This window comes from uncultured Parabacteroides sp. (genome assembly GCF_905196875.1).
In the GTDB taxonomy this organism is placed as follows: domain Bacteria; phylum Bacteroidota; class Bacteroidia; order Bacteroidales; family Tannerellaceae; genus Parabacteroides.
On the sequence record NZ_CAJJWO010000055.1, the window covers coordinates 16046 to 35208 of the forward strand.

The window sequence follows — 19163 nt, forward strand, 5'->3', positions numbered from 1 at the left end:
CTCTTTTTAATAGTTAGAATGTCACATTGACGCCAAATGAATATTGGCGGTTGAATGGATAGACATACCCGTAGTTGGATTCGTCGGTTACAGCCTCGGGATCGAAATATTTCTTCAGGGCACTCCATTCGAAGATGTTGTCACCGCTGACGAACACACGTACCCGGCTCAGATGTGCCTTTTTAGTCCATTCACTCGGCAAGGTATACCCCAGCGTGATGTTCTTGATACGCAGGTAAGCGCCGTTCAATAGATAGTTGGTTTGAGGAATAGCCAGTCCCATCGACTGATCGATACCGGTTCCCAGATTCTTGTCGGCCAGCCATGACTGAAGCACCGGATAACGAGCATTGAGATTTTGGTTAGCCAGTCCGGCTGCGATATACGACTGTGAGTGTTTGGCCATATCCACATCGCTGTCGGTTGTCGGGCGGTAAAAGTCGAACAGGTGTTCGGGACCGCCGGCATAGGGTTGCTGGTAGAAGCCCCAGTATAAGTAACTGATCGGGTAATAGTCGCGTTTGGCAATCCCCTGGAAGAAAGCAGACAGGTCGAAACCGTTCCATTCGGCATTCAGGTTGACCCCGAAACGGAAGCGGGGTGAAGAGTTGCCGATGATGCTCAGATCCCCCGGATCGTCTACGGTCGTGTTTCCTTTGGTGATCTTTTTGTCACCGTTCAGGTCTTTGTATTTCGGCCATCCGTTGACGATTTCCAGAGCACCCCAAGGAATGATGGACGACTGGTCGAGGTTATTGATCTCCTCTTCACTCTGGAAGAAGCCGTCGCTTTGTAACCCCCAGATCTCGCCTAGTTCCTGTCCTTCGTAATATTGGGTCAGGTTCCGGGTCGGATTGTCGAAACGGGTGATCCAGGAGCGGTTGTCGGATAACATGAACTTAGCTCCCCAATTGAAAGGCTTGCCGTCCAGTTGGAACTGGTCGCGGTAGCCCACGGTTAATTCCCAACCGGTTGTTTTCATATCGGCCGCGTTCTCTTTAGGTTCGCTGGCTCCCAGTACACCGGGGAGTTCTTTTCCCAGGGTAAGCATTCCTTTGGTATCGCGACGGTATACATCTACGGTGGCTGTCAGTTTATTATCGAGGAAAGCCAGGTCGAGACCGCCGTTCAGGGTACGTACCTCTTCCCAGGTATAATCCGGAGAAACCAATGAAGGGGGAGTGACTACCTGTTGCAACTTGCCGTTAATGATATAACTTCCCAGCTGCGAGCTCATCGCCGGGATATATCCGTATTCCCCGACCAACTGATTACCCAGGGAACCGTAGGAAGCACGAACCTTCAATTGACTGACTGTCTCCCGCAGCGATTCGAAGAACGGCTCTGCATCCACACGCCAGGCGGCGGAAGCGGAAGGGAAGAATCCGAAACGTTTCTCTTTCGGGAAACGGGAAGTTCCGTCGTAACGTCCGTTTATTTCAAAGATATACCGGTTATCGTAGGTATAATTGGCACGGAAGAAGAGTCCTCGTATTGCCCAGTCGGCATACTGTTCGCTGACGAACTGGTCGCCCGATGAGAGCCCGATGGACGGAAGCGAGTTCGAGATGATACCTTCCCGTTCGGCCTTATACCAATTCCAGCGGTTATATTCCTGGTTGAATCCGAGGATACCGGTTACATAATGTTTGCCGAACGCTTTATTGAAGGTAGCGAAGAGTTCCAACACACTGTAATAATCGTTGGTTGTGCTTTTGTACGCCTTGCTGTCGCCCAGTTCGCGGATGTCATCCGGGCCGTACCCGATGGTATATTTGTTCTTGAACCAGTTGTAATCTTCATTTCCTTTCATAAAGGTGAAGTTGGCATTTACCAATAACATCTTTTCCAGGAAGGACATTTCTGCGGAGAAAGTGCTCTGTAAACGGTTATATTTAGTCGTTTCTTCTCCACCGTCTACCAGTTGGGCCATGGCGATACCGGCAGAGTTATTAGCCCAGGTACCGTCCGGGTTTTTATCCCAGTCGGTAGGGGCGAGGTCGTAGAAGATACTCATATTCGAATCGCCGTTTCCTTTCTGTCGGATGCCGTTACTGTCGATATATGGTTCGCCACGGCTGGAAAGATAACTGGGCTTGATGCGGTTAGTCGCCACGAACGACGTATTGTTCGATAACGTCAGCCAGTCCCAAACTTTGTAACTCACCTTGGCACGCATGCTGTAACGGCGGTAGCTATCGTTCTTTACGATCCCTGCCAGAATACCGTTCTCATCGTCGACACCTCCGGAAAGATAGAATTTTGTTTTCTCCGTCGCTCCGGATACCGACAGTTGGTGGGTATTGCTGAATGTATTCTTATCCAGGAAATAACGTGTCCAGTCGCGGTTCCCCATATATTCCCACTGTGTTTCGTCCAACGGGTTGAGGCGTACCGGATCGGTGCCGTCCGGGTTGTCGGAACGCTGGCGGGCCCATTCGAGGCGTTCGTCGCTGGCGACGTGTCCGGAGCTCCAGGGAGTGTTCAATACGGCGATGTTTTTCAGTTTTAGGTAGATATAAGGGTCGGAAGTCTTGTTAGGGAGGATAGAAGGGCGTTTCCAGGCAAAGTTATTATTATAGCTCACCTGGATGCGGTCGGTGTTACCCTGTTTGGTCGTGATCAGGATCACACCGAAGGCAGCACGTGCACCATAGATGGCAGCCGAAGATGCATCTTTCAGTACGGAAAGGGTTTCGATATCTTCCGGCAGCAGGCGGTTCAGTTCTTCTGCATCCGAAGCGACTCCGTCGATTAAAATCAGTGGGCTACCGCCATTGATGGAGGCTTCTCCACGGATATTGATCTTGGCGGCCTGTCCCGGTTCACCGCTTGTAAAGTCGATGTTGAGGTTGGGTACCATTCCCTGTAACCCTTTGGAAATGTTGGTGATCGGACGGGCTTCCAGTTGCTTGGCATTGATCTGGTCTACCGAACCGGAGAGGTTTACCTTCCGTTGTACTCCGTAGCCGACAACGACCACTTCTTCCAGTTTCTCTGCATCATCTTGGAGTATGATATGGAAGTTTGTTTTTCCGTTGACTACGATATCCTGCGGTTTATAACCGATATAACTTACCGACAGGACAGCGTCGGAGGGGACAGCCAGGCTAAAGTTTCCGTCGACATCGGTAATCGTTCCGTTACCACTGGCTTTTTCTAATACGGTCGCTCCGATCAGTGGCAGGCTGGTAGCATCTACAATGGTACCGCTCACTTGTATTTTCGTTCGCACTTGATGGGAGATGGCTACCGGGATGTCGTTTCCGGCAGCAGCGCAAAAAGGGGTAAACAAGCTGCAGGCCAATATTCCGGCCGGTACTAAGAGCACACGCCTTACACGCGAGTCAGAAGTAAAATTTGTCATAAATTTGTTTCTTTTTGTTGCCACAAAGGTAAAGGCGTGGAATTACGGAAATGTTGCGGTCATTTTTCATTGCTGAGACAATTCTGTCTCTTCTCTGTTACAAAGAAAGATCTTATTTAAAGCCTTCGAGAGGCCGGATATATATGAATTATCTTTTATCTTTGAATACTCATTTAATGAAAACAAGATAAACGAACGATGTCTTTAAAGATCATACATACTGCCGACTGGCATCTGGGGCAGACCTTCTTCGGCTACGACCGGGAGGAGGAACACGATGCTTTTCTTAACTGGCTAGTCGATACGTTGGCTGCGCAGCAGACGGATGTCCTATTGATTGCCGGGGATGTATTCGACGTGGCTAACCCATCTGCTGCGGCCCAGCGGCGTTTCTTTCATTTCCTGAAGGAGGTGAACCGTCGTAATCCGCACCTGCAAATTGTTGTCATTGCCGGAAATCATGATTCGGCAGCCCGGTTGGAGTCTCCTGTCCCTTTATTGGAAGAGTTGAATACATCTATCGTCGGGATCATCCGGCGGACGGAAACAGGAGAGATCGATTTTAATTCGCTTCTTATACCTCTATATAATAAGGAGGGCGGGCGGGAAGCCTGGTGTTTGGCAGTCCCGTATCTCCGGCAGGGGGATTATCCGGCTCTGGAAGAGGGGCATGATACATATATCGCCGGGATCAACCGTATGTACCGGCAGCTATACGACTATGCCGATGCAAAACGGAAACCGGGTGAAGCGTTGGTCGCTATGGGGCATCTGCATGCCACCGGAGCCGAACTGTCGGATGATGACCGGAGCGAGCGGATCATTATGGGAGGACTCGAATCCGTTTCAGCCGATACGTTCGATACCGGACTGGCTTATATCGCATTGGGGCATATCCATAAGGCGCAGCGGATCGGGGGAAGGGAGAGCCTCCGGTACTCTGGCAGTCCGCTGCCGATGTCTTTTTCGGAGAAAAACTACCGTCATCAGGTCGTAGCCGTTACGGTGGAGAACGGGTACCTGTCGGAGATCACTCCGGTGCCTGTCCCTTTACTGGCGGACTTACATCGGATACCACAACAGCCTGCACTGTCGGAGGAAGTGATCGCACGTTTGGCGGAACTGCCTCTTGCCGGGACGGAAGGCAACGAAGACCCGAACCGCTGGCCTTATGTGGAAGTGCGTGTCCTGATGACCGAACCTGATCCGGGCTTTCGCCACCGGGTGGAAGAGGTGCTCGCCGATAAGGCTGTCCGCCTGACTTCGATTGTCCCGTCTTATCCGGAACGGGACGACGACGATACGGTACGTCCGCTTACCTACGGCGACTTGCAACGTATCGATCCGCTGGATATGCTGAAGCATGCCTTTACCAATAAGTATGGCGGCGAGTTGCCGGAAGATATCGAATCATTGTTTAAAGAAGTAATGCGGGAGGTTTCCTTATGAAGATATTAGCTATACGGGGGCGTAACCTGGCGTCGCTGGAAGGAGAGTTTGAAGCTGATTTTACAGCTGAGCCGTTATTGTCTGCCGGGATCTTTGCGATCTCGGGCCCTACCGGTGCCGGTAAATCCACGATACTGGATGCGATGTGCCTGGCTTTGTTTGCCCGTACGCCGCGTACAGACCAGGCGAAAGAGAACAATGTGAAACTGCGGGATGTGAATGAAGAGGTGCTCCCCCAGAGCGACCCCCGCTTTCTGCTGCGCAGGGGGACGGCTTCGGGATATGCCGAGGTGGATTTCCTGGCGTTGAACGGACATAGGTATCGTTCGCGTTGGTCGGTTGGACGTGCCCGCGATAAGGAGAACGGACGCTTACAGAGTCCTCGCATTACCTTATATAATATAGATAAGGAGGAAGAGGAGCAGGGAACGCGTTCCGAACTACAGGCCCGTGTCGTCGAACTGATCGGCCTGACCTTCGAGCAGTTTACGCGCTCGGTCTTACTGGCGCAGAATGATTTCTCCACCTTCCTGAAAGCAGAACAGGGAGAGAAAGCTTCCCTGTTGGAGAAGCTGACGGGGACAGAGCTCTATTCTGCTATCTCGCGAACGATCTTTGAAAAGAATGCCGTAGCCAAAGAGGCCTACGATAAGATACAAGCCCGTATCCAGGGAATCGAACTGCTGACGGAAGAGGCGGAACAGGAGTTGGAGGCCCGACTGAAGGAGTCTGAAACATCTCTGCTGGCGTTGGAAAAGGCGAAAGCCGAACAACAGGCATTGCAAGAGGCCGTTAAATCGACCGGGCAGCAGATCGCTACCCGGCAGACTCAGCAGAAAGATGCTGCCGCTAAACTGGAAAGGGCGACCGAGCTGTTGAATGCCGCCCGGAAAGATTATGAACAGGGGTTGGTCGAGGAACAACGTTCCGAATCGGAGTTCAGGACTTTGCAACAGGAGTTACAGCAGGCTCGCGGACTGGATGTTCGTCTGGACGCTGCCACCCGTTCCGTGGCCGATACCGAAACACGTCTGCGGGAGGCACTGGCACGGAAAAAGGAGGGGGAAGATAAGTTGAAAGCCGCCCAAATCCGCCAGCAACAAAGTACGGCGGAGATCACGCGGTTAAGCGAGTGGCGTGAACGTTATCGCAGTAAGGAGAGCATCGCCGAGCAGTTAACGGCTTTGCTGTTGCATCTCGATGCTGCTTCCGCTTCCCGTCAGGCCATCGAAAAGGCCGGTAAAACGATTGCGACGACAAAGCAAACAGCCGAACGCCTGGTAGCCCAGCTGGCTACTATCCGGCAGGCTGCGGAGACGAAACGTGCACAGCTTCAAAAAACAGAGGAGGCAATTGCCCGCTCGGAAGAAGAGTTGAAGGCGCTGGATATTGTAGCACTCGATAAGCAGATAGAGTCTGTCCGCATGGAACGTGAAAACCTGTTGATCGAACAGGCACGGCAGGCGGCCAGCGGTGATGTGCTCGAACTGCGGAAGAAGTTGCAGGAAGGTACTCCTTGTCCGGTATGTGGTAGTACGCACCATCCGGTGGTTACGCATCCGGCAGTGACTGAAGTACCGAAAGTGATCGCAGCACTGACCTTACAACTAGAACAACTGAATGCCCGTAAAACGGCCTATGCCGGAAGTGAAAAGCAACTGAACCAATTGCGTCAGCAACTCCTGCAACTACATAAGGAACTGACCGAAGCCGATCATACCCGTACCGATCTGCAGGGACGTCAGAAGCTGGCGGAAACCCAGATTGCCCGGGAAGAGGCGATCCGTGCCGAAAGCCAGGAAACCCTTGCCAAATCATTGTCGGCCGCCAACCGTCTTTTCGGTAACGACGACTGGCAAAGAGGCTGGCAGCAAGACCCGGACTCTTTCCGCGACACGTTGACGACATTTGCCCGCCAGTGGCACGACAATACGGAAAAACTTCAGCAGCTGCAACGGGAGCAAAGCGCCCAAAAAGCGGAATACGAATCATACGCCTCTTTCCTGCCTTCGCTTACCAAACAGGTGGAAGAGGTGACGTTGCTTCACGAGCAGAACCGTTCGGCTTTGCTGGCTTTGCAGTCGGAACGTGCCCGGCTACTCGGAGGCAAGCCGGCCGATCAGGTGGAATCGGCGTATACCCGCCGGAAAGAGGAGTTGAAAGAACGGATGAAGCGTTTGCAGACTGTCCAGACTGAACAGTCCGGTATTGCCGACCAGCTACGGGGTATTGCCGGACAGATAGCGCAGGATCTGCAAAAGGCTTCCGACGATCTGGTCGTCCGGCAAAAAGCGTTGGCTGATTGGATCGAAGCCTGGAATGTCACTCACGACAACCAGCCGCTGGAACTCCTGCTACCGCGCGTTACCCAGGAAAAGAACGAATATGCCTTCCGCCTGCGTACTCAGGCCGAGAATAAACAGAAGATCGCCAGCCACCAAGAGGAACTGAATGCCTGCCGTCTGGAAAGTGAACGCTGGGCGAAGCTGAATGAGTTGGCGGGCTCGGCCGATGGTGCCAAGTTCCGCCGGATCGCCCAGGGATATACGTTGGACGTATTACTCAGCTATGCAAATGTGCAGTTGCGCGACCTGAGCCGACGTTACCGCCTCGAACGGGTACCGGAAACACTGGCTTTGCAGGTGATCGACCGGGACATGTGCGACGAGATCCGTACGGTGCATAGCTTGTCGGGCGGTGAGTCTTTCCTGGTTTCGCTGGCGTTGGCACTCGGCTTGTCGTCCCTTTCTTCCAACCGGATGAAGGTGGAGAGCCTTTTCATCGATGAAGGGTTCGGTTCGTTGGACGCCGATACCCTGCGTATAGCTATGGATGCTTTGGAAAGCCTGCGCACACAAGGACGCAAGATCGGAGTGATCTCGCATGTACAGGAAATGACGGAACGTATTCCGGTGCAGATTCGTGTAAGTCGGGCGGGGAATGGGAGAAGCTACCTGGAGGTAGTGTAAACTGATAAAAAAAGAGAAGGATGTGTCAGAAGTCCGAATTAAGAAATGCAGACTTTTGATACACCCTCCTAAAGTATAATTAGTGATTTAGATATTCGATTATTTGAAGTCTAAACCTAAACCGAATTCAGTTGTTGTTGGCCAATTCTGCGGGAAGTTCAATAAAATCATAAATGCGGCACTAGCTTCTTGCGGAATGATTTTTGCAGCAACCAGTAAATTCCATAATTTGATAATATCTGCGTTCATTCCTTGTGTTTCAGCCAAAGTTTTATCAACCATAAGAGGTGTCAATGCCTCTTTATCAAGATACATATGAGTTCTTCCGTTTTCTGTTACGACATTCATCGGTATGCCGTTTTTGGTCCAGTTTAATAACATTTCAAATGTATCATCACTGATAGAGCTAAGATCAAGACCCGGAACAAAATTGCTTAACATGGCTTTGATGGTAGCAGGATCTCCTTGCAATACGCTGTTAATAATTTCTGACATACCACTGGCGTCAGAACCCATTACCTGTGATATTATAGCTGTAATATTCAGCTTGACATATAATTTGTTATCCTTAACGAACCAATGAGCCCGATTTTTCGGAGCATCCAACCAACCATCTGAAGGTATCATTGCCTGTACATCTTCTGCTGTTGGCGGGGGAGTTCCCATCATTAATCCCATAATAACGCTTTGATCGAAAACGATAGGACCTTTATGATAGCTGGCAGTAATATTACCATCGGTTTCAAGTGTTACGGTTTTCAGTACTTGAGGCATAAGCAGACTACCAATAGTTCTAAGCATTGGGGCTACAGCTCCTCCATTACCTTCTGATACCCAGTTACAGTATAAACCTCCTGTTAATACTATTACTTGTTCTCCTACTGTTCCTGTTGTATAATCCGCCAGACTGTAGGTTTTAGCCCAACCATTCGGATCATTCATAACAACTGTTAGTTTCAGTGTCATGACTTCATCTTTTACGGAACCTGCATACTCTACGCTTGCATTAGTGGTGGTAGCTGTTCCGGAGAATTCGCTGTTTGCCACTTTGATATCAGAGATTGTTGTTGCATCTTCACCGGGGATTACATTTGTCAGTGCAAGCGTACCATTGCTGCCGCTCGATGCGGAGAACGTTACTTTTTTGCCTGTCAGAGGAGTTTCACCGTATGAGAATACCAGTTTTTCCCCTTCATAAGTACCAGCTACCTGTTCCCAGCTGTTGTCTACTTCTTCCTTTTTTTCATCATCATCGCCACATGCTGTAAATAGACTGATAGAACAAATCAGTGCAAGTAGATACAGTAATTTTTTGCTCATAATAAAATCGTTTAATTAATAATAAGTTTAAACCTTTTAAAACCAGTACAAATTAACTGTATTACTCCTTACCAGACAATATCTATATTAAAGAATAAGTATTCTATTTTTAAGATTAATATTCTTTCTGCTATTATGTCGATCTATGTACTGTTCTGTTTTTACTATTCCTCCATGATGATACGGAATCCTACATTAAACGGACGTTGCCACGGATAGTAAGCCTTACGGATGGCTGACGTAGAATATTTCGGACGTTCGCGCCAGGAGCCTCCACGTACTACCTTCTTTTCATCCGCAATCTTTCCAACCTTTTCGGCCTTCTCTTTTAAAGGATAGGATACATAGTCCGAACGAGTCCACTCGGCCACATTGCCATTCATGTCATATAGTCCCCAGGGATTCGATTGCATAGAGGCTACGTTTGCCGATATTAGATGATGATCATTCACGTTTAATTCTTTCGGCAGGAAGTCCCAGAACTTACGCATCGGATCATTGGGACGCATCGGTCTGGGGTTCACGCCGGTAACGGCCAGGTCGACGGTGGTACTGTCTGCCAGGTTTTCGTATATACCGAAGTCGGAGGTGCAATCGCCAAACCAGAAAGCATTGTCTGATCCGGCGCGGGCAGCCCATTCCCACTGTGTTTCGGAAGGAAGGTTAACGGTGCATTGGTTCAGTTCCCCGAGCTTCTTACAGAAAGCGTTCGCATCATCCCAACTGACACGGATAACCGGTTGTTTCGGCTGGTTGGCTGCATAGCCCGGTGTAGTATGATCTTTCCAGGTCTGGCCGATATAACGGCTGTCGTGTTCGGGGATCAAAGCACCGTATTGTTCGTTGGTGATCTCGGTGGTGCTCATCCAGAAACCTTTCTTAACCTGCGCTTTGAAAGACGGTGTGGCAGAAGGATCATTATTGTCGCCCATTGCAAAAGTGCCGGCCGGTATCCAAACCATATCGAGGGTGATGCCAGGGGCTATAGTCAGTTGCCGGCGATCTTTGTTTGCTTCGGTCTGCTTCTGTGCCGCTTGTTCGCGGTTGAAGGGGAAACCTTTAACTTTGATAGTCTTAGCCTTTTTCTTACTGTCTTTTTTTTCATCAGAGGAAGAGGTCGCGCCTGTTGTTCCATCTGTTTTATTATCTTCCTTATTCTTTAGCCAGGCTGCATAATCTTTGATCTCCTGCTGCCAGTCGACACGTACACCGCTATATTTTTCAGCTAACTCCATCCGGCGTTGCAGCTGGTTTTGAGGGGCTTCCTTCTTCAGATCCAGTTGGGTGAAAGCACTGAAGTAAGGAGCATTCAGGTCAATCCATGTGTATAAAGTCTGCATATCTGTCTCAGGGACATTAACTCCGTGGTGGCCTGCTTGCAGGATACGGATCAGCTCGCTATTGTTCGCATAATATTCGTATGGCTTGAGGACATACATATCCGCTTCCGGCCCCTGGCGATAGACGTAAGGATGCAGATTCAGATAGCTCTGGTCGTAATGACGTTCCAGTTTGGTCAGGACACCCCGTTTATACGTAACCATCTGATCTTTGCGGAAATCAGGCGATGCGATCGTGCCGTTGTGGCAGGATACACAGTTACGGTCGAGTACCGGTTGTACCTCCAGGCGGAAGGTGAATGGGCGGATACCTCCTTCGGGTACTTCCAGTTTGCGGGGAGTGATGGTGGAGGCTATTGTACGTTTTGGTATAGCAATCGTATTCTGATCTTCATGGCAACCCGTGCAAGACACGATCTCGCCTGGCATACCGGTCAACCAGCTACGCATCCACTGGATAGCCGCGCCATGCTTATCCAATGGTTGGATGGAGATCGGGGTATTAGCCGGTACTTTAAACATGGCCGAACCATCTTCTTCTACCGGAACAGTTCCGAGGATGCGCTTGATATCCCATCCGCTCTGAATGCCCTGTGCATCATGATTGGAAGGAGCAAGGATATAAGCATATTCATAGGCAAAGATACGGAGCGCCTTGATCGTCCCACGGGGAACGCCCTGTGTTCCTTCACCCTCATAAATATCTTGTATAAATACGGTCGCTTCTTTCTCTCCCGGTTTGATCTTGGACGGGATGACAGGCGGCGTTTCTGTTTTCTTCAGCGGGATAGGGGCGGTGAGGCCTTCACCCTCCTGTTCGGAAATCAGGGTGAGGTTATCGAATACATCCACCAGGTAAATACCCCAAAGCGCATCCGGCCCCGGCTTACAGGCAACCAGGAAATATTTTTCATTCAGCGGATAAGGTTTCATAAACTGCGGCCATACCCCGTCCACCAGTTCGTCTTTGATGATCGGGACAATGGGGCGTTTACTGAACGGTAGTTCCTGTATCATCCCTTTTTCCTCTTTGCGGCTCTTCGCCGGATCGAAAATAACCAACCGACCGGAACGGGCTGTCCCATGATGGCCGGAGATAATTCCGATAAAACGGCTGTTATGCTTCGACAGCGGTTTCATATCGAACGTACTGTTCGGGAAATAAGAACCGCTACCATAAAGGGCTTTATTCTCAGTCCCATCCGGATTCATATGCATCACGATACGGGAAAAATAATGTGTCAGGTCGGTATATTCCCAACGGGTATACATCAGGCGGCCATTAGGGATCACGATCGGCGACCAGTTACCATCCTGATCGAATGTCAGACGATGGATATTCTTCGTCTCCGGATCGTATGAAACAAGATTAGCCACCACATCATCTCCATGCACGCAAGGTACGCCGTTATAACCGATATTGCAGGTTGCCACAACTTTCCCATCGGGCAGGTAGTTAGCATCGCAGAATTCCAGATCCGGTTCGTCGACAACAACTTTCTGGTGAAGGCCGGTTCCGTCGGTGTTTATTTCGTAGATCTGCCAGTGGCGGTTCTCATCGAGGGAGGAGAAAAGCAGGCGGTCGGCGTCCCAATGTAGCTGGATATCCGAGATGGGGACATCTGCGTTCGGCTTATAGACCGTCCGGCTTTCAATCTCTCCGCGAAGATTAGACAATCTGCTTATCTCCGCATCATATCCATCGCGGCGGCTCGAAAATAGCGAATTGTAATTAGCAATAGAAGTACCCAGTGAAGGCCCCATCGCTTTGCGTGCCTTATCCCCCAGACGATAACGGGCAACCAATATATTATCTACATCCAGCAACGGATTTGCCAGCATGATATCTCGTTTGAGGGTAAGCAGGTATTGTGCATTGGCTATAGTCTGATCTGATATATCTTTTGATAGACTTTGGTTAACCTGCGGTAAAAGGGTTTCCAGTTCGGATAGCTTTTCATAGAGAGAAGGTGCTTTGCCGCCTAAGGTAGATCTTATATCGTCCAGGTAAGCGCGAATAGCTTCGGGGTTCACCCAGTTTATTTGCTCTTGTAGTCTGTCTCTCTGGAGTTGATACAATGAGTCTGTTTCGGTTATCGCTTTGCCGGAAAATGAAAAAACAAATAGAAAACAAAAAAGATAAACCTTATATTTCATGTCCATAATACTGATTTAAGTAATTCTATCGATTGTATGTAGATACAAATGTATTCGTTTATGTATTTGAAGACATTTAAAATTGTATCAAAAGCGATCATTATTATCTCTAATTATAGTTGAATACTATACAAAAGTAAAGGGATCATCCCTGTATAGAAGATGATCCCTATTTTAATAAGCAGGTATTTGATTACTTATCTTCCCAACCTTTATTTTGTTCCAAGTTAGGATTCATAACTAATTCTTCTTTTGGAATAGGGAAGTAGTAACGATAATCTTCCCAAGGTAAAGTCCCTTTGATTGTATTTGTATACGGACTCTTCGGATAACATATAACGAAGCCTTCCTCGTCAGCAAATACAGTTTTGTCTAATTCTACTTTTACAGCAGTTTCCGGTTTTTCCGTGTGCGATCCGTCATACAGGTCTTGTACGGACAGGAAGTTCATGCCGCGCATAGGAACTGTAAGCAGTTTGCCTGCTTTCCAGCGCATAAGATCTTCGTAACGACGGTTTTCTATAGCTAACTCGATACGACGTTCGCGACGAATTTCACGTAATAGCGGAGATACGGTGTAGTCGAGTTTGTTGGCATAGATTTTGTCCAGACGGGGATCGGCAGGTTCGTTACCAACAACTAAACGTGATGAAGGGTATTTGTCAAAGTCAAATCCGGCACGTTCGCGCAACGCATTGATCGTCTGATCTACATCGGATTGAGACAATGTTCCGTTCAGTTCATATTTAGCTTCAGCATACATCAGCAACAATTCTGCATAACGGAATTCAATTGCAGCCTGAATACCTTTCGTTGTACGGTCTTCTTCTTCTTTATCACCCATCCAATGTTTGATTACCCGATAACCGGTAACGGTTGAACCACTGCTTGTATAGTTTAAACCAGGATAAGTGATACCATTCTTTTCTTTATCAACAATACCTCCCTGATAAATCGTCACGTGTTCACCCGGACGACATACTGTTTGTGTCAGACGTGGATCACGGTTTTCTAATTCAGTCCATTTGCCGTAGCCAAGGAAGTTCGGGTTCTTTTCGTAGCTACCTTCATTTCCTCCTATGTAGATCGGGCGGCCGTCGATACAGAGATATTCGTCAATCAAACCGCGCGTTGCCCCCATGGACTGACGGTTAGAGTTGTTCTGTTGATAGTAACGCTGTGCTGCATGGCCTACCTTATTTTCAAGATAATTTCGTGCAAGGATAACTTCCGGATTGCCGGACAGGTCGGTTACTGCAAACATTTTCCAGTAAGTGTCTTTTCCTTCTTTTTGAAGTGAATATTTGCCGATTAAAGCTTCACTGGCCTTTACTGCTTCTTCCAGATATTTATTTGCTGTGTTTTGCATACCGAGTTCCGTATGATATTTGCGGAATGTTCCTTCGAACAGGCAAATACGAGCTTTGAGGAAGTTGGCCTGATCCTTATTCAGGCGGTCTGACTCCTGATTAGCCTTCTCCGGTAACCATTCTATCGCTTTATTGATGCACATTAATATCGAATCCATAACTTCTGCACGTGGTGTACGTGCTCCGTATAACTCTTCGGATGCTTCTGTCAGGTCGTGTGTCAACCAGGGTACATCACCGAAATAAAGAACTTTCTGATAATATTCCCATGCTTTGAAGAAATAGGCCTCACCTCCGTAAGCATTCTTTTTTTCCTGACTGAGGTCTGCTCGTTCATAACGGGCAAGGAAGAAGTTTACTTTGCGTAAATTATCCCAGTTCCAACCATTGTCTTTACTGGCACCTGTAGGAACAACCAGTTCGCCGGCCATGCTTCTGAATTCATTACCGGTCTTTACACAGTTGTCGGAATAGACATCGCCATACATTAACGGGCTGCCAACAATGTTCAGTACAGGCGTTTTACTATCAGACCAATCGCTTCCGTGTCCGATGATGTAAAGAGGATAAAGACTGTTCAGCATCAGTTTCATATCGGTTTCCGTTTTCCAGAAACTCTCGTCTGTGATTTCATCCAGTGGGTAACGTTCCATGAAATCATCGTTACAGCCAGGCAGTAACATTGAAGCCAGGCCAAGTGCGAATATATATTTTTTAAAATTGAAATTCATAATTGATTATTTATATATGTTTGGAAATTATGTCATTTAAAAACCAACTTGCAGGCCGAATGCTACGGAGCGCATCATCGGATAAGCAGACGAGATCTGATCCGGGTCATACAAATCAGGGACCTGAGTAATCTCAAACAGGTTATAACCTGATAAGCTGAAACGTACGGTAGACAATTTTGCTTTACTGGTCCATTCTCTTGGTAGTGTATAACCTATTGCCAGTGTTTTCAGACGAAGGTAGGCAGCATTAAAAAGGTAACCGCTTTGTTGTGTGTTGGCAATGCGTCCTGCATACATCGGGTACTTGGCATTTGTTCGTTCCGGTGTCCAGGAGTTATTATACATTTCCCAGTTCCCTGCTGTGCCCGAACCGCCCCAGAATACGTTATCACTGATCCAGACATCTCTCTTTCCGATACCCTGGAAAAAGATGTTTAAGTCAATGTTTTTCCATGAAATATTACCGGTGATACCATATTGGAAACGAGGGGTAGAGTTACCGATGATCTTGCGGTCACCCGGATTTTCCAGTGTATTATCTCCGTTTGAAATCTCACCATCACCATTTAAGTCGGCATAACGAACATCTCCCGGATATAAAGTTGAATGGACTTTAGTCTGGCTGGGGCCGATTAATACATATTTACCATTTTCATCAATCGTAAAATCGTTTTCCTGCAGGATGCCAATAGTTTCATATCCCCATATTTCACCCATCTTCATTCCGTCATAGAGCGTTGAAAGTAATCCATTCTGGTTTCCGGAGAACTTGAGAATTTCAGATTGGTAGTCGGATAATACTAAACCTACATCGTAACGGATGCCATTACTTAACTGGTCTTTCCACTTCAGACTTAACTCCCAGCCATTGGTTTTTAATTCACCAGTGTTACGTTTCGGTACTGTTGCACCTAATACTGCCGGCAATTTGGTTCCGTTCATTAAAATGTCGGTTGTGCGTCGGGTATACCAGTCGAAAGAAGCGTCCAAGCGGCCATTTAAAGCTGTTACGTCAACTCCGAAGTCCAATGTTTTGGCAGTCTCCCATGTTAAGTCGCTGGCAATAAGCCCCGTCGGATTCATGCCTTTAAGTTGTTCACCATTCATTACCCATGAAATATAATCGGCTGCACCATAGCTGGCAATATAAGCATAATTGGCAACCTCTTGATTACCTAGCGAACCCCATGAACCGCGAACTTTCAGGTTATCTAACCAGCTACGAGTGTTTTCCATGAATTTTTCTTCCGAAAGTCTCCATCCGGCAGAGAAAGAAGGGAAAAATTGAAAACGAGATTCTTTTGCAAAGCGTGAAGTTCCGTCATAGCGTCCGCTGAATTCAAATAAATAGCGTCCTGCATAGTCGTAGTTGGCACGGACAAAAGCACCACGAATAGCCCAGTGCTCAAAACCGTCACCAGTGTATTGTGCACCGCTGGTCATCCCTAGAGTAGGCAAGTCATTCGTAATAACATCTTCAGCCTTTCCCCAGGTGGTGCGATATTGAAACCATTCCTGATTGTAACCTGCCACGGCAGAAACATTATGCTTGCCGAAGGCTTTATTGAAATTGGCGTAAGCATTGATTGTGTAAAAGTCGGAATGTTTGGTTTCTTCTCTCACGCTTGAAGGAGATGTATGTGTGTTGACAGTCCCTTGCCAGGAGTCTACTACATAGTCGCGAACCGGAATAAACTGTTTCTGGAAATACTCTGTCGGACGATAGGACAATTCAGCCTTTACATTTAATTCCGGGAGAATGGTAATAGTCGGTGTGATATTGAATACTGTACTGGTATTTTTGGTTTGCTGTGTTGCGCCATAGGCCAGCCATCCCAGAATATTGTCTGTATATGTGTTAGGTATGGGATCATTCGGACCTGTCATAATCGGCATATTCAGGTTACGTCCCGGTTCATTTTTCATTGCTGCCCATACGGATCCTTTCTGCGGATTCATATATGGTTCGTTATAGTTGCTGGTATTATATGATATTTTAGAAGCGACATCAAACCACTCTGTGATCTTTGAGTTCAAGCTCATATTGACATTATAACGGTTCTGGATATCGGTATTGATCTTATACATACCTTCCTGGCGCTGATATCCTAAAGATATATAGTAGCGGGTTTTTGCAGAACCACCACTGATAGAGAGGTTATGACGTTGAAGCGGTGTCCAGTCTTTTACTCCTACTTCATACGGATTCATATTAGCAACCCATGTCATGTTTGATGTACTGCCTTCATTATAGATCCATGCATTTTCCGGTGTCGGATTTTCCATGTATTTTTTCTTTGCTGCCAGCAATGCTTCCATCCATGGTGTAACAGTACCGCCTGTCATCTGTGTTTGCATATTGGATGCTAACTGGTGTGTATAAGAATCCAGAATATCCGGCGTGCGGGAAGGGGTGTTCCATTGGATATTCATGTTATAAGTAACGGTGGCTTTTGTATCGTTCTTACCGGATTTTGTAGTGATCAACATCACACCGTAAGTCGCACGTGCACCATAAATAGCAGAAGCGGAGGCATCTTTCAGAACGGAGATGTTTTCGATATCGCTTGGGTTCATCATGTTCAGATAATCCGTATCGACTTGAATACCATCAACGATAATCAGCGGGCTACCATTTTTTACTTCCCATTCATCTGTCTTGTCTTTTTTCAAACCGATGGATGTACCACCACGTACATTGAATGTCGGAGATGCGTTTGGGGATGCATTGGTTGCTGATACATTCAAGTTCGGAACAACCCCCTGCAATGCCTGACCGACATTGGCAACCGGCTTGTTTTCCAGAACTTCTGATCCGATTGAAGCTACAGCTCCCGTTAAATTCACTTTTTTTTGTGTACCGAAACCTACAATCACTACTTCATCGAGCGCCTGTGAGTCTTCTTTTAGTACGACATTAATAACGGATTTTCCTTTTACCGGAATAGTTTGAGATTGATATCCCATATAAGAGAATACCAGTTCTCCGTTTGCGGGCACACCGGATAGCATGTAATTACCGTCTATATCGGTAATGTTGCCTGTAGGAGTTCCTTTCACTTGAATAGAAACCCCGATCAGAGCTTCTCCCTTTTCATCTTTAACGTTACCGGACACACTTGTGTCCTGAGCAAATAATTGATGAGCAAAAAGGAAAAAACCCATCAACATGATTAAAACATTGTTCTTCATATAGAATAATATTAATAAATGGTTAACTATAATTGATTAACTCGGGACAAAATTGTTCGTATTATCCTATATGAATGGTTAATTTCATATCAATGATGGTTAGATTTGTGTCACCGTTCAGGTTTTCCTATCGAATTAGCTTTTCGATACTCTTTTGGTGGCATTCCATAGACTTGTTTAAAGCAGGATGCAAAATATCCGCTACTACTGAATGCTACTTTTTCTAAAATTTCACTTACACTTAAATCTGTATCGCGTAACATCTGCGCAGCAGCTTCCAGACGTAGATTCTTAATCATTTCAGCTGGTGAAAGTGTAGTTAGTGCTTTGGCTTTCCTGTAAAACTTAGCGCGGCTCATTCCGATTTCTTTACAGATCATATCAACATCCAGTTCCGGATTAGAAAAATTAGCTTTTATAATGGCAGTGTATTGTTTCAGAAACTCTTCATCCAGTGAAGACGTTTTGATACCTAATGAGTAGAGATCTATTTTGTTTTCGTATTTCTTACGTATCTGTTTTCTTGAAGTCAGTAAGTTCCGGATACGGGTACGCAATAATGAGATATCGAAAGGTTTGATAATATACTCATCAGCCCCGGCATTATATCCTTCAGTTATCTGTGAAGGCATTGTTTTGGCTGTTAATAAGATAATTGGAATATAGGCACATTTTTGATTTTGTTTAATTTGCCGGCAAAGTTCCAAACCATCCATTTCCGGCATCATTATATCGCTCACTATTAGATCTGGTATTTTATTTTCTATTTGAATAAGGGCCTCTTTTCCGTTTTCTGCCTTCATTATATTGAATTCGTTTCTGAACTGTTTTTCCAGATAGTCGGCTACATCTTTATTATCTTCTACAATGAGTAAGGTTTGGGTAACTGTAGATGTTGTTGTTTTGTCAGCCTCTTCGGAGGATATCAATTCTTGCACTTTAATGAGTGTCGATCCTTCCTGTGGTTTGACTGCAAGGCTGACCGGCTTTTCCTGTAGGGGCTAAAACATGCATCCGGGTTCCTGATTTCTGCTTGTTTTCAGCCCAAATCACTCCGTTATGTTGTTCTACTATAAAGCGTGCCAGGCTTAAACCGATACCAGAGCCTGCTATCTGATGGTGTAGATCTGACGAACTCCGGTAGAAAGGCTGAAAGACTTTTTCGATTTCTTCAGGAGATATACCAGCCCCATTATCTGATACTTGAATGTGTAAATAATAGTCTTCAGGGAGATGCTTATTTTGACATAGTCTCACACGAACTA

The 19163-nt window shown here is 47.0% G+C and carries 9 protein-coding genes; 2 read left to right on the plus strand and 7 right to left on the minus strand.

The features are described 5' to 3' along the window. Positions 1-13: 13 nt before the first annotated feature. Positions 14-3367 carry a TonB-dependent receptor gene (locus QZ076_RS16205; protein ID WP_293714757.1) on the minus strand — a complete coding sequence of 1118 codons (3354 nt, stop codon included), beginning with the start codon at positions 3365-3367 and terminating at the stop codon, positions 14-16. A 198-nt stretch (positions 3368-3565) separates the two neighbouring features. On the opposite strand from QZ076_RS16205, the gene QZ076_RS16210 reads away from it, so the two are divergent. Both QZ076_RS16210 and QZ076_RS16215 read left to right on the plus strand, forming a co-directional pair. Next, the gene (locus QZ076_RS16210) at positions 3566-4816 is read left to right on the plus strand and encodes an exonuclease SbcCD subunit D (protein WP_293714759.1); all 1251 of its coding nucleotides are present in this window, start codon (positions 3566-3568) and stop codon (positions 4814-4816) included. Then, on the plus strand, positions 4813-7785 hold the full coding sequence (locus tag QZ076_RS16215; protein ID WP_293714761.1) for an AAA family ATPase: 2973 nt from the start codon (positions 4813-4815) through the stop codon (positions 7783-7785). The genes QZ076_RS16210 and QZ076_RS16215 overlap by 4 nt, the downstream gene beginning before the upstream one ends. A 99-nt stretch (positions 7786-7884) precedes the next feature. Here the strand turns inward: QZ076_RS16215 and QZ076_RS16220 are convergent, their stop codons facing one another. From QZ076_RS16220 to QZ076_RS16245, 6 genes are all read right to left on the minus strand, one after another. Beyond that, entirely contained in the window at positions 7885-9105 is a 1221-nt protein-coding gene (locus tag QZ076_RS16220) for a DUF4925 domain-containing protein (protein WP_293714763.1), read from the minus strand. Between the two features lie 164 nt (positions 9106-9269). Beyond that, a complete protein-coding gene (locus tag QZ076_RS16225; RefSeq protein ID WP_365326012.1) occupies positions 9270-12602 on the minus strand; it encodes an SUMF1/EgtB/PvdO family nonheme iron enzyme in 3333 nt (1110 codons plus the stop codon). A 193-nt stretch (positions 12603-12795) separates the two neighbouring features. Continuing rightward, complete coding sequence (locus QZ076_RS16230; protein WP_293714767.1) at positions 12796-14703, minus strand: RagB/SusD family nutrient uptake outer membrane protein; 1908 nt, start codon at positions 14701-14703, stop codon at positions 12796-12798. 36 nt (positions 14704-14739) lie between these two features. After that, complete coding sequence (locus QZ076_RS16235; protein ID WP_293714769.1) at positions 14740-17898, minus strand: TonB-dependent receptor; 3159 nt, start codon at positions 17896-17898, stop codon at positions 14740-14742. 110 nt (positions 17899-18008) lie between these two features. Next, the gene (locus QZ076_RS16240; RefSeq protein ID WP_293714770.1) at positions 18009-18836 is read right to left on the minus strand and encodes a response regulator; all 828 of its coding nucleotides are present in this window, start codon (positions 18834-18836) and stop codon (positions 18009-18011) included. Between the two features lies 1 nt (position 18837). After that, a partial coding sequence (locus QZ076_RS16245; protein WP_293714772.1) for an ATP-binding protein occupies positions 18838-19163 on the minus strand: 326 nt, incomplete at its 5' end.